Genomic DNA, 12975 nt, shown 5'->3' with positions numbered 1-12975 from the left:
ATGGGCGAGGGCGGCAAACAATTGCCCTGCGGTTGACAGATTGTCGCCAAAGCGCAGACAATCTTTGACATGGATCAACTAAAAGCGATGGAAATCTTTGTCGAAGTGGCGCGCCAGCGCAGCTTTACGGTGGCCGGCCAGCGCCTGGGCCTGACGCGCGCCATGGTCAGCAAGACCATCATGCAGCTGGAAGAACGCTTGCATGCGCGTCTGCTGCACCGCTCCACGCGCGAAGTGAGCTTGACGGATGCGGGCCGCGCCTACCTGGCGCCGTGCATGGCCACCGTCAGCCAGGCGCAGGAAGCGGCGCGCATGGTGGCGCACGTGGCGCAGGCGGGAGCGGGGGCGGAGCTTGCCGGGCCGCTGCGCATCCAGGCGCCGTCGAGTTTCGGCAGCGCGTGGCTGGCCGACGCCGTTGCCCGTTTCAGCCTGCTGCACCCGCAGGTGCGTGCCGAGTTGTTTGTCGACGACGCGCTGCTCGACCCGATACGCCACGGCTTCGATTTGACGATACGCGTGGGCGGCATCCCGGACAGCAGCGCGCTGGCCATGCGGCCGCTGGCGCCGTGCCGCGCCGTGCTGTGCGCCAGCCCCGCCTACCTGGCGCAATGGGGCGTGCCGCGCACGCCGCAAGAGCTGCTGCAGCACCAGTGCCTGCATTTCAGCCACCTGACCGATGGCACGAACTGGCATTTTCAGCGTGGAGCAGGGGAGCAGAGGGAAGAAGTGAGCGTGCGCGTGCAGGCGGGTTTTACGGCGAATAATGGCCTGGTGCTGCACCAGGCGGCGCAGCGGGGGCTCGGCATCGTCTATAGCACCACGTTTCTCGCCTGGCGCAACCTGCTCGATGGCAGCCTGGTGCCCGTGCTGACGGACTGGGAACTGCCCTTGAATCACCTGAGCGCCCTGTATCCGGCCAGCCGCCAGCCATCGCCCAAGGTGCGCGCGCTGATCGATTTCCTGGTGGCCGAATACCAGCCCGTGCCGCCATGGGACCGCGAGCTGGAAGCTGCAGGTTTCTTTAACTGAACGCGACGGGTTCTACCGTCCACGCGCCATCCGCGTACACGCGCTCATCGTCGAGGTAAACGGCCTCGGTGACGGCGAAGATGTCGACGTGGTAGCGTGCATCCTTGCGCTTGAATTGGGGCTTCGTGTAGACGCCGTGTTTGGCGCCCAGCGACAGATGGATGCCGCACATGCGTTCATACGTGCCGATGTCGTTGACCAGCTGCTCGCGCGAAAAGGCGCGGTTCATGCCGAAGCCCAGTTCGCGCACCCACACTTCGCCTTCGTGCGCGCGGATGATCTCCAGCATGGCCAAAAATTCCGGCGTGGCGTTTTCCGTGCCCGTGACTCGGCCCTTGTCGATGATCAGGGTGATCGGCGTGTCGGGGCGGTTGACCATGAAGTGCGTGTCGCCAAAAACGAAGATGCGCACGCGCCCGTTCACCGCTTCCAGGTCCTGCGCTTCCGTAAACACTTCGCCCAGGGGGAACTGGCCGCCGATATTGTTCATGCCCGCGTAATCGCCGATATTCAGTTTGGCCATTTCGAACGGCGAGGCGAAGACCAGCTGCTCGCCGCCGCTGTCGACCATGCCGTGGCGGGCACGGTCGATGCTCGCTTTCAGTGCATGGCCGACGCCGCGATAGTAATCGGGGTCGTAGGCCAGCGAAGCGATGTAATGCAGCCCTTGCACGCCGGGCATGCGCGACAGGTGCACGTGCTCGATGACCTTCAAGCCCCGCTTGAACAGTTCGATGCGGATGCGGAACGCTTCCAGGCGGAAGCTGGTCGACTGGATCAGCACGACGAGGCTGCCGGCCGGCAGTTCGGCAAACGCGGCCAGCACGGCCTCGGGCGTGACCTCGTCGAAATCGATGAAGGTCGCGTCCGGCAAGGCCTGGCGATACGCTTCCGTCAGGACGACGTTGAGCCAGCTGCGCTTGTCGCAGACGATCAGGGACGGTTCGTCCGGGCGGTGACAGATGGCCATGGCCAGCAGGTCGGCCACGTTTTGCGCGGCTACTTCGGTGGCGGCGGCGCTGATGGCGTCGAGCCGGCTGGTGTCATTCTCGGGAAGCGTCATGGTGCGAAGGTGGGGGACGTGAAGTAATCGCAGCATTATAAGGCGATTGCCCCGGACGCCACCATTCCCCATCCGGCGCAGGACGGGCGGCCGCCATGCCCCTGATTATCTTGTGTAGTGCTTTACGGCAATGTATTATTTGATAAACACAGCCTGGCAGCGGCCCGGCGCAGCGGTAAACGCACGCATGCGCAGGGAGTCCGCTTTCAGTGATGCAGGGACAACAAGCCAGCAGGCAATGATTAAGAGTGTGATGTGATGAGCATAATCGGACAAGATATTCCCATGGAGCGGCCGGATACGGATGGGCGCGCCGCCGTCTTCGTTCCCGTCACGGGCGTCAAGGAAGATGTCCTGTTGACCATACGCAAGGGTGCGGCCATCGTCGGCTTTGCCAACCACGACCGTACCATCACCGTGTATTTTGAAAGCAATCGCTTTGACGATCCCGTGCTGGCCAAGTGGGAGCACAAGGCGCGCAAGGCCTACGACCGCCTGGTCGACAATGCGCCCACCGTATCGAAACTGACCACCAGCCCCGCCAATTTCGAGCAGATCGGCTATATCAATGGCAAGGGCATCACCATCCGCCGCATGGAGAGCCTGCAGCGCTGGCTTGCGTATTCGGAGGCGATGGATACTTGTCCGGTAACGGATATCATTCCGCGCACGGTCATCGCCAAGGCTGAAAGCGTCAAGGTGTAGGAGCGGTTGATAAAACGCCCATGGCGTTGTTGCCTGCCTCTCGCCGTACTGAAGTACTGTCTTCGGGGCGGCGCCTAGCCCTGAGCATTTTCTCAGTCGCTCGTGGTGTGCGTACGAGAGCCAACAATGTTGTCGGCAGACGGGAGCCAACAATGTTGTCGGATTACGCGCGGCTTCGCCGCGCTAATCCGACCTACGCGACCTACGCCTGACCTTGCTTATCACTACACCACGATGATATTCGCCTGCGCCTTGAGCGGGCAGGGTAATGTATCGTCGAAGGTGATTTCGATGGCGCTGGCGACGAACATGCCGCCGATGTGCTGGGCGGCGATTTCCGGCGGCGTGCCGGGCTTGGTCAGGTTGACGTCCTGGGCGAAAACGAAGACTCTCCAGGTGCCGTAGACCTTCTGGTCGTATTGCAGCAGGGTGCGGTAAGCCCGTTTCAAGTCCAGGCTGCCTGCGTACACGCCATCGTTGGCGCCCGGGTCGAAGCCCAGGCCGTCGTCGGTCAGCGATTCCACGAAATACAGTCCTTGCGGCGCCTGAAACAGCACGAAGGCGTACAGTTCCGTACCGCGGAAGACATTGCCATTGTCGCGCTTGAAGCTGGCGCGTATCCACAGCGGTTCATACGCCTGCACGACGGCGGGCGTATCCGTTTCCACGGGCCCTGCCACGTGGATGTTGACTTGCGTTTCGGTGACGGCATGCTGGTAGGTGGCGCCCGTGGTGAAGCGTTGATATTCCCAGCTGATGTCGGCCGTGTAGGGCAGGCCCGCGTTCGGCGCTTCGGGCAGCACCCATTTCGCCACCACGCGCTCGGCCAGGGTCAGTTCGCCGGCGGCCGGTGGTGTTGCTTCCTGGCCACGCCAGAACGGGTCCGCGATATCGGAGCAGGCGACGGCGATGGCGCCCGAGGCGATGGCCGAGGCCACGCCCGCCACCGTGAATTCGGGCTGGCCCGAGCCGGCACCTTCGAGCGAGCAGCAATCGACGCTGGGATCGGTTTCCTCGAAACTGCCGCCCACGCTGAAGCTGGCCTTGCCTGAACCGAGCGCGGCAGAAATGATGGCCACCAGCGCGGCGATGATGGCGATGATGATGGCGAGAACCTTCCACCACGGGTCGGAAAACGGCAGCTCGCCATGCGTGCCTGCGTAGGCGGGATTCGGCGTCCAGACGAGGGTCATGCCGGTCGGCACGATCGGTCCCAGGCCGGGCGGACAGCGGCACTCTTTTCCATCATTACCCGTGCTGCCCCAGCGCTTGCCCGGCAGGTGGCCTTGCGGCTTGGATAGTTCCAGGGTGCCTTCTTCGACCGTGCACGTGTAGGTATTGGTGTCGCTGTCGAAGCGCGTTTGCGACACAAAAATCTGCTGGATCGAGCGGTGCGGCGTGTAGCCGTCCGCCTTGGCGACAAAGCTGACCAGGCGCTTGCCGGGCGCCGCATGCTGGAAGTCGGCATCCCACATCACCAGCATGGCCGCGCCGGCGGGAATGCTGGCAAAAAAGAAGGTGCGCGCCACGGGCACGATGCCGGGGTCGCCCACGCTTTCCAGGTACACGGTGACATTCGTCAGGGTGCTGCCGGACATATTGGTGACGTGGGCGGCGATGCGCAAGCCATAGATGGCATTGTCGAAGATGCCATCGGGCAGCATGATATTGGTGACGGGTTCGATCGCGAACGGCCGCGTCAGCACCTGCAGGGGGGTATCGCTCATGATGCTTGCTCCTCGGGGCTGTGCTGCTCTTGCGTCTGCTCTTGCGCTTGTTCTTTCTCCAGGTCGGTGACGACATACGTGACGCCGCCCATGAGCTTGCCATCCTGGTTCTCCAGCACGCGCAGCAGCGCATACTGGCGTGGCGGCAAGGCTTCGGCGCGCAGGCTCAGGTACACGGCTTGCGCCTGGCCGCGCGGCACTTCCAGCGCCAGCGTTTGCTCGCCGGGCGCATCGCCATTGCAATGGGGCGTGCGCGCCAGGCCCGCTACCAGGCGCGCCTCCTTGGCGGGTTGCCATCGCTCCAGCCCCAGGGTGGCCAGCAGGCGCTCGGGCAGCTCGCCGCCCTGCTCAATGTGCAGTTCCACTTTTTTCGTTGCGCGGGGCAGGGCCGCCACCGCGATGGTCAGCAATTGCGCGCGCCGCGCTGCCAGCACCACGGTGACGTTGCGCTGGGCGATCTGCTCGTGCTGTTTGGGCTGAAAGGGAAAACCGTTGGGCAGGGGATCGGGCAGCGGATTGATGTCGCCCGGGCCGTGGGCCACGGCCAGCAGGCATTCGTGGCCGCCATTGACGATGACGGGGACCCAGGGCACCAGGCACAGCACTTCCTGCGTGGCGCCCGGTGGCAAGTCGGCAAACGCGGAGCCGACCTGCGTGGCGGCGCCGACGGCGATCTGGCCGGAAGGGTCGGCCCAGTAAAAATCCACGCGCACGCCGTTCGAGGCGCTGTCGCCCGTGTTGTGTACGCGGCCCCATAGGTAATTGCTGGTGCCGGCAATGGGCGCGCCGGGCGGACCATTCGGATCATTGCCTGGCACGACCCAGATATCGGCGCTGTCCCACCAGGGTTGGCCGTCTTCGATGATCAGGTGGGCTGACATGGCGTTCTCCTTGTCCTTGACCGGTGCTTCCAGCTTAGGCCGCGGCGGCGGATGCTTTTTGATCGGTATCAAGGCGATGGAACAAGGCGCCGGTGCGCCGTTGCCGTGCTTGCGTAAGGTAATATTGCGGCAGAACGCAGTGGAATGACTCCAGGAAAAGGTTGGAATGTGCTTGAAACAGTGAATGACGTTTGCATCAACACCGCTTGCGGCCGGACCTTGCCGCTGCGCGTGGCGCATTGCCCGTTTTGCGGCGCGCGCCAGGTGGCGCAAGCGCCTGTTCTGGAGAAAACCGTGGCGCCGCCGCAGCCGCGCATGCCGACGCCGGTGCCTGTGGCTCAGCCTGCTCCTGCGCCGCAACCTGTGCCGACAGTCGCCGCTCCCCAGCCTGCCCCGCCACCGCCACCGCCACCGCCAGCGCCTGCCGCGCCAGCCAAGGCGCCGCCGGCCAAGCCTGCCGCCAGGGGTTCGGTGCCGCCGCCGCGCCCGCCCGTACGCTTGCGCACGTGGATCGCGGCGGCAGTGGTGCTGACGGGTATCTGGTTCTTCAACAAGCCGGCCGACAAGCCGGCCAGCGTGGCGGAACAGGTCGAGGCCGCCACTGCGCTGGCGGCGCAGTGCGACCTGGACGGGGCGCGCAGCGCGTTGGCCGTGCTGAAAAGCGCCAAGGCGCCCGCCGCGCAGATCAAGCGCTTGCAGGCGAGCATCACCAAGTCCGCCGCGGCTTGCGACAAGCAACAGCAGCGGGCGCAGGCGTGGCTGGTGCTGCAGGGCAGCGTCAACCAGGCGCTGGACGCAGGCAAGCCGGACGTGGCCGCCACGCGCCTGGCCGTCTATGTAAAACGCTGGGGCGACGATCCCGACACCCTGGAACTCGACGCCAAGGTGAAGGTGGCGCAAGCCAGCGCCCAGCTCGACCTGGCCGACGCCTGCCTGGCCAGGAGCGACCGGGTCTGCCTGGAAAACAGCCTGATCGCCGCCGAGCGCTACAAGCGGCCGGAACTGGCGGCGCGCACGCAGACGCTGCGTACGGCGCTGTCGCAATTGCTCGAGCGTTCGCTGCTGGACACTGCGCCGGGTCAGTAGCGCAAAGCAGTGTCCCTGTCATGCCCGTGTGGCGGGGGAAAGGCGCCGTGAAAAATATCAAGATACCATTGCTTACAACTACGCCACAAAAGCGTGTTTTTATGTGCGTTAGCGAACGCTAGAAAATTTTAGGCCGGTGTATATTGCAAACTGATCTGTGTCTTTTGATAACAATGAAAGGGAATATCATGAAAGTAAGCAAAAATTGGATGACCGTGTGCGCCGCCGGGATGATGGTTGTGGCACTGGCTGCCTGCCAGAAGAAGGATGATGTCGCTGCCGGTCCTGCTGAACAAGCTGGCCAGAAAATCGATGCGGCCGCCGCCAAGGCTGAAGCCGACATCAAGGCCGCCGCTACCAAAGCCGACACTGCCGTGAGCCAGGCCGCTGCCGATACGGGCGCCAAGATGGACCAGGTCGCCGCTGACGCCGACAAGAAAATGAGCGAAGCGGCCGATGCCGTCGGCAAGAAAGTGGAAAAAGCCGGCGAAAAGATGCAGGAATCCGCGCACAAGTAATCTCGCCAGGGCCGGCCAGCGCCGGCCCGGTCTCCGCAGCTGCCGTCAGCTGATGGCAGCTGCGGCGACGCCATCGCTGGCCTGGTTTGCTTGCGTCACCGTCTTTTCCATCCCGTCCGTTCCCCCCAGCACCACGCTCAAATCGACAAAGCCGTCGCGCCACGCGCGTTCCAGGTCTTGCTCCACCGCTTCCAGGGTCGTTCTTTCCACGTGTTGAAAACCGCGCAAGCCATACGCCCGGTTGCGTCCGTGCGCCTTGGCCAGGTACAGCGCCATGTCGATCAGGTTGACGCTGCGCTCCCACGTGAGCGGCCGTCCCAGCGGCGCCAGCGGATAGGGCGCAAAGCCGACGGATACGTGCACCTGGATGGCCTGTCCCTGGTAGTGGATGCTTTGCGCCGCCATGCCGTTGAGGATGCGCCGCGCGATATCGTCGAGTCCGTCGCGCGCGACGGCCGGCAGGAAGGCGAGGAACTCCTCGCCGCCCCAGCGCACGATCATGTCCGTTTCGCGCAACACCTCGTGCAAGGTTTCGGCGATCGTCGTCAGCACGAGGTCGCCCGCCGCATGGCCGTAACGGTCGTTGATATGTTTGAAATGGTCGACGTCGAGCAGGAACAGCGCACCGACGACATCGGCACCGCCATAGGATGGTTGCGGCTTGCCCGCATGGCTGCGCATGAATTCCTGGAAATGGCGGCGGTTGTACAGGGACGTCAGCGGGTCGCGCGAACTCTGGCGCTTGAGTTCCTGGTTTTTCACCTTCAGCTGCACGTTCGCGTGGCGCACCTTGCGGTACAGCAAGCCGACGATGACGGACGCCATGGCCAGTACCAGCGCGAGCAGCCACCACACGCGCTGCTGCAGGCGGCGGTTGTCGATTTCCGTGCTCTTCAGCTGATTCTCGCGGCTCAGCAGCTCGATCTGGCGCTGCTTCTTTTCCGCCTCATACTTTTCTTGCAGCTCATACACGGCCTTTTGCCGCTGCTTTTCGAACAGCTGGTTAGAGATGCCCCGTTCGCGGTGGTAGGCCGTCACGGCGCCGCGCAGGTCGCCCGCCTTTTCCAGCGCCATGCCGTATTCCAGCAGCACGGCCTGCATGTCCGGCTGGTTGGCCGTGCGTTCGTAGTAGGCCAGGCCCGTGGCCACGCTTTGCTTGCCTTCCTGCAAGCGTCCCTGGCCGATCAGCGCTTGGCCGATGTTCAGGCGCGCCGTCGCCTCCACCTGTTCATTGTTGACCAGGCGCGCCGCCGTGATGGCTTCATTCGCATAGCGCAGGGCGCGTGCGTAATCGCCTTCCTTCAGGTAGCTGTCCGACAGATTGACGAGGGTCACGGCCACCATGCCGCGCGCGCCCAGCTGGCGTTCCAGCGCCAGGGCCGCCAGCAAGGCGCGCTGGCCCCGCTGCGGCTGCTGCGCGTCGAGCGCCAGCCCGTATTCCGTATTCTTTGCCTGCGCCATGCGGCCTGGCGATGCCAGCGTGCCTGACACGGCCAGCAATTCGTCGAGCACCTCGAAGCCCTTGTCGTATTCGCGCATCTGCGTGTACAGCAGGGTGAGGGCATTCAGGGCGGCGGCCAGGCTGGAAGGGGAATTGCTCTGGCGCGCCAGGTCGACGGCCGCCTGCAGCTTGGCCAGCGCAAACGGGAAATTGCCTTCCTCGGCCCACGACTGGCCCGCGCTGATGGTGGCCTGCACGCGCACGGGCAAGTCGTCCGTGCGGTTGGCGATGCGTTCCGCCTCGAAGGCCAGCAAGTGCGAGGCGCGGCGCTCGTTCATGGCGAACGTGACATAAGCTTTGCAGAGCATGCCTTTCGCCAGCGCCACGTCGCTCTTGTTCAGGCGGGCGTAGGCGATCAGCTCCTCGGCCAGCTGCATGGCGATATCGTTCTGCCCCAGGCGCATGCGGACGGTACTTAACTGTGTCAGGAATTCCGCGCGCACGGGCAGGGGCGCGCTGCGCGCCTGCGTTTCCACCTCCTGCAGGCGCTGCAGGGCGCGCGCGGGCACGAAGCGGCCATCCTCGCGCACGGCGGCAATATGCTGCTCCAGCTTGCTGACCTGGGCATGGGCGGCGGGCGGCAGCATGCAGGCCAGTACCAGCAGCCAATGCGCCTTTCGCCATGATGCCCGTCTCTGTCTGCCTGCCAACGTCCCGCTCCCGCAATGACCACCTGTCTGTAACAGATTATATTCTGTTGCAATCAAGAAATATCATGCGGTGCGCAGAAATTTGCGAAAGTGCACACGGCAGGCATTGACAAGGCCCTCTTACTGCGCCAGTTGCTGCAGCAGGTACAGGCGCTGGTACAGGCCGCCTTCAATCTGCATCAGGGCATCGTGCGGCCCCGCTTCCGTGATGCGGCCATGGTTCAGCACGATGATCCGGTCGGCTTCGCGGATGGTCGACAGGCGGTGGGCGATGGCGATGATGGTCACCTTGCCGCGCAGTTCATTGAGAGCCAGCTGCACGATCTGCTCCGTCTGGCTATCGATGCGCGACGTCGCTTCGTCCAGCAGCAAAATGCGCGGCTGGCCGGCCAGCGCGCGGGCAATGGCGATCAGCTGCTTCTGTCCCGACGACAGGCGCGAGCCGCCTTCGCCCAGTGGCGTGTCGTAACCGTGTTCCAGCGCGGCGATGAAGTCGTGCGCATGCGCGGCGCGCGCGGCCGTCTCGATCTGCGCCTGCGTGTAGCCGCGGCCCATGTCGATGTTTTCGCGCGCCGAGGCGGCCAGCAGGAAGGGGTCTTGCGGCACCAGGCCCACGTCGGCGCGGAAGTGCTCATTGTCGATGCTGTCGAGGGCCACGCCATTGATGGCGATGCTGCCCTGCGTGACGGGATAAAAGCGCAGCAGCAAGGAGAGCAAGGTCGACTTGCCGCTGCCCGTGTGGCCGACGATGCCGAAGAAGGCTCCTTGCGGTATCGACAGCGACAGCTCGTGCAGCACGGGCTGGTTTTCCACGTAGGCGAACGTCAGGTTCTGGATGTCCACGGCGGGCAGGTCGCTGTCCGCTTTCGTCTGCCGCAGGGCCGGTGTTTCCCTGCCCTGTGCATGTTCGAGCGCCTGCGCTTCGTCCAGCAGGGCCGAGACGCGCGCCGTCGCCACCACCGATTGCTGCAACTGGCTGAACTGCATGGTGATCTGGATCAGCGGTTCAATCACGCGCGCGATGTAGCTGATGAACGCATACAGCACGCCCACTTCCACGGCGCCCATCTCGCGCCGGCCGAAGCTGAAGATGACGACGGCCAGCAGCACGATATTGAGCATGTCGAGCGCGGGGCGCAGCAGCCAGGCGTTGGCGCGCAATTCCTGCATGCGCGCCGTGTAGTGGTCCTGGTTGATGCCCGTGAAGCGCGCGCCGAAGCGTTTTTCCGCGTTATTCGCCTGCAGCACGCTCATGCCGCCGATCGATTCGGCGATCTGGCCATTGATCTCGCTGCGCAGGGCGCGCGCGCGCGTGACGGCCGGCGCGCTCCAGCGCTGGTACAGGAAGACGATGACCAGCACGGCCGGCAGCAGGGCCAGCACAATCAGCATCAAGCGCCAGTCGAGAAAAGCCATGGCGGCCATGGTGCCGACCAGGACGATGGAGCTGTCGAGGATGACGAACAGCACCTGCACGTACAGCGATTTCACGGCTTCCGTGTCGTTGGTGACGCGGCTGACCAGCTGGCCCGTGATGGCGCGGTCGAAAAAACTCATCGGCAGGCGCAGCACGTGCTGGTAGACGGTTTCGCGCAGGCGCTGCACCGAACGCATGGCCAGGCCGGACAGGCGCACCAGCTGCAAATAGCGCAGGCCGGAAGCGACCCAGCCCGTCAGCAGGCAGCCGCCCAGCAGCAATGACATGCGCGTCCAGTCCAGGTTGCGCGGCAGCAGATGCTGGTCGATCAGGGCCTTGCCCAGGATCGGGCCCGTCACTTCCAGGGCGGCGGCGAGGATCAGCCAGAACGTGGCCCAGTATAAATGGCGCAGGTCGGGCGCGGCGGCGCGGCGCAGCAGGCCGATGGCTTGCGCGGCCTGGCGGCGCACGGATTGCGTGGCGTTGGCTTGGTCGGTCTTAGATGGCATCGAGGCTGGCTTCCAGTTGTTGATAGCGCCACTGGCTGGCATACCAGCCGTCGCGCTGCATCAGCGCGTCGTGGTTGCCCGTTTCCGTGACGTGGCCGTCGCGCAGCACCAAAATCAGGTCCGCGTTGACGACGGCGCTCAGGCGGTGGCTGGCGATGATGGCGCTGCGCTCTGGGCGGCGCGCGCGCAGTTCTTCCAGGTGCTGCAGGATGCGTGTTTCCGTGCCCGTGTCGACGGCGGACAGCGCGTCGTCGAGCAGCAGCAAGCCGTTGTCGGCCAGCAGGGCCCGGGCAATCGCCACGCGCTGGCGCTGCCCGCCGGACAAGGTGATGCCCTTTTCGCCCACGTGCGTCTGATAACCGTCCGGGAATTGCAGGATATCGTCGTGGATGTCGGCCAGCTGCGCCGCCCGTTCCACTTCCTCGCGCGTGGCGCCGGGACGGGCCAGGGCGATATTGTCGGCGATGGTGGCGGAGAACAGGAACGACTCCTGCGGCACCCAGCTGATGGCCGCGCGCAGCGCATGCAAGGTATAAGCATCGAGCGCCTCGCCATTCCACGTGGCTTGACCTGATTGTGGCGTGACCTGGCGCAGCAGCACGCGCAGCAGGGTCGACTTGCCGCTGCCCGTCGGACCGACCAGACCCAGGGTCTGGCCCGGTTGCAAACGCAGCGAGATGCCGGACAGCGCGGGCGCCGTCTGGCCCGCGTAGGCGAAGCCGACGTCCTGCAATTGCAGGGGGCCGGGCGTCAGCGTATCGATCGTGCCATGGTCGTCGATGGCCAGCGGCGCGTCTAACATGGGTTGCAAGCGCTGCCAGGCGGCGCGGCCCCGTTCGATCAAGGAGAGTACCCAGCCGGCGGCGAACATGGGCCAGATCAGCTGGCCCAGGTACATGGAAAAGCTCGTCAGCGCGCCGATGGTCAGCTGGTCTTGCCACACGAGGTAGCCGCCCAGGCCCAGGGTCAGCGCCGTGGCGGCCGTCAGGGTCAGGCCGACGGCCGGTTCATACGCCGCTTCCCAGCGCTGCGCCGTCAGGCTGGCGTTGGCCGCGTGGCCGGCCAGGGTGGAGAACTGCTTGCTGCTGCGCTCTTCCAGGCCCAGCGCGCGCAAGGTGCGCACGCCCGACAAGGACTCTTGCACATGGTCGTTCAGCGCCGAAAAGCGCTTTAAGGAATCCGTCGACGCCGTGTGGATATGGCTCGAGATGCGCCAGAAGGCCAGTCCCATCAACGGGAAGGGCAGGAGGGCGATGCAGGCCAGGCGCCAGTCCACGCCCAGCAGCATGATGCCCAGCACCATCAGCAGGGTCAGTGTGCCGTCGAAGCCGGCCAGCATGGCTTCGCCGGCGGCCATTTCGATGGCGTCGATGTCGTTCGTCGCCAGCGCCATCAGGTCGCCCGTGCGCTGGTTCTGGTAAAACGACGCGCCCTGCTGCGACATGCGTGTGTAGAAGCGCGTGCGCAGCATCACGCCCAGCTGGTAGGCGGCCTTGAACAGGGTGATGCGCCAGCCCACGCGCAGGAAGTAGATGACGACGCCGACGGCGAGCAGGGTCAGCAGCTCAAGCCACAGTTCGGCCGCCGTCATGCGGTGCGCGGCCAGTGCGTCGATGATGGCGCCCACGCGGCGCGGGATCCAGACGGTCAGTGTTGCCACGCCTGTCAGCATGACGGCAGCGGCGGCATACGCCGGCCAATGCTGACGCACGAAGCCGGCGATGAGCCTCGATAAACTCATGGTTACCTTTTGTTTTTAGTAATGGGGTGTCGCGGGGCGGAAGGACGGGCACGCGGACGGAAAGTACGCGTAGGATACAACAAGGCGGAAAAGCGCGCTGTGGACGGGCACGCAAAAAACGGGCCGTAGCCCGTTGTTTTGCTGCGTC

10 protein-coding genes are annotated in these 12975 nt (G+C 64.8%); 4 read left to right on the top strand and 6 right to left on the bottom strand.

Annotation, left to right across the window (positions count from 1 at the left end; all coding sequences use genetic code 11):
- Nucleotides 1-69 precede the first annotated feature (69 nt).
- Nucleotides 70-1029 (top strand): LysR family transcriptional regulator, encoded by a 960-nt coding sequence (locus KO539_RS05590; RefSeq protein WP_257626115.1) that lies wholly within the window; start codon nt 70-72, stop codon nt 1027-1029.
- Here the strand turns inward: KO539_RS05590 and KO539_RS05585 are convergent.
- Nucleotides 1022-2092: a hypothetical protein gene (locus KO539_RS05585; protein WP_219307743.1), complete on the bottom strand. Its 1071-nt coding sequence runs from the start codon at nt 2090-2092 to the stop codon at nt 1022-1024. The two genes, KO539_RS05590 and KO539_RS05585, sit on opposite strands and share 8 nt — an antisense overlap.
- 285 nt (nt 2093-2377) lie before the next feature.
- On the opposite strand from KO539_RS05585, the gene KO539_RS05580 reads away from it, so the two are divergent.
- Nucleotides 2378-2797, top strand: a complete 420-nt coding sequence (locus tag KO539_RS05580) for a hypothetical protein (RefSeq protein WP_219308632.1) — start codon at nt 2378-2380, stop codon at nt 2795-2797.
- Nucleotides 2798-3021: 224 nt separating this feature from the next.
- On the opposite strand, the gene KO539_RS05575 is transcribed toward KO539_RS05580, so the two are convergent.
- Both KO539_RS05575 and KO539_RS05570 read right to left on the bottom strand, forming a co-directional pair.
- Nucleotides 3022-4524, bottom strand: coding sequence for a hypothetical protein (locus KO539_RS05575; protein ID WP_219307741.1), 1503 nt, complete (start codon nt 4522-4524; stop codon nt 3022-3024).
- Nucleotides 4521-5405: a hypothetical protein gene (locus KO539_RS05570; protein ID WP_219307739.1), complete on the bottom strand. Its 885-nt coding sequence runs from the start codon at nt 5403-5405 to the stop codon at nt 4521-4523. Before KO539_RS05570 ends, KO539_RS05575 begins: the two co-directional genes overlap by 4 nt.
- Nucleotides 5406-5573: 168 nt before the next feature.
- Between KO539_RS05570 and KO539_RS05565 the strand changes: the two genes are divergently transcribed.
- Nucleotides 5574-6491 carry a hypothetical protein gene (locus KO539_RS05565; protein ID WP_219307737.1) on the top strand — a complete coding sequence of 306 codons (918 nt, stop codon included), beginning with the start codon at nt 5574-5576 and terminating at the stop codon, nt 6489-6491.
- A gap of 188 nt (nt 6492-6679) precedes the next feature.
- Nucleotides 6680-7009 carry a hypothetical protein gene (locus KO539_RS05560; RefSeq protein ID WP_219307735.1) on the top strand — a complete coding sequence of 110 codons (330 nt, stop codon included), beginning with the start codon at nt 6680-6682 and terminating at the stop codon, nt 7007-7009.
- 45 nt (nt 7010-7054) lie between these two features.
- On the opposite strand, the gene KO539_RS05555 is transcribed toward KO539_RS05560, so the two are convergent.
- From KO539_RS05555 to KO539_RS05545, 3 genes are all read right to left on the bottom strand, one after another.
- Nucleotides 7055-9097, bottom strand: coding sequence for a tetratricopeptide repeat-containing diguanylate cyclase (locus KO539_RS05555; RefSeq protein WP_257626114.1), 2043 nt, complete (start codon nt 9095-9097; stop codon nt 7055-7057).
- 183 nt (nt 9098-9280) lie between these two features.
- Nucleotides 9281-11086 carry an ABC transporter ATP-binding protein gene (locus tag KO539_RS05550; RefSeq protein ID WP_219307733.1) on the bottom strand — a complete coding sequence of 602 codons (1806 nt, stop codon included), beginning with the start codon at nt 11084-11086 and terminating at the stop codon, nt 9281-9283.
- A complete protein-coding gene (locus KO539_RS05545) occupies nt 11076-12827 on the bottom strand; it encodes an ABC transporter ATP-binding protein (RefSeq protein WP_219307732.1) in 1752 nt (583 codons plus the stop codon). Before KO539_RS05545 ends, KO539_RS05550 begins: the two co-directional genes overlap by 11 nt.
- Between the last annotated feature and the right edge of the window lie 148 nt (nt 12828-12975).

The sequence above is a fragment of the Janthinobacterium sp. NKUCC06_STL genome, assembly GCF_019345455.1.
GTDB lineage: Bacteria > Pseudomonadota > Gammaproteobacteria > Burkholderiales > Burkholderiaceae_D > Janthinobacterium > Janthinobacterium rivuli.
This window is presented reverse-complemented; position numbering and strand designations above follow the sequence as displayed.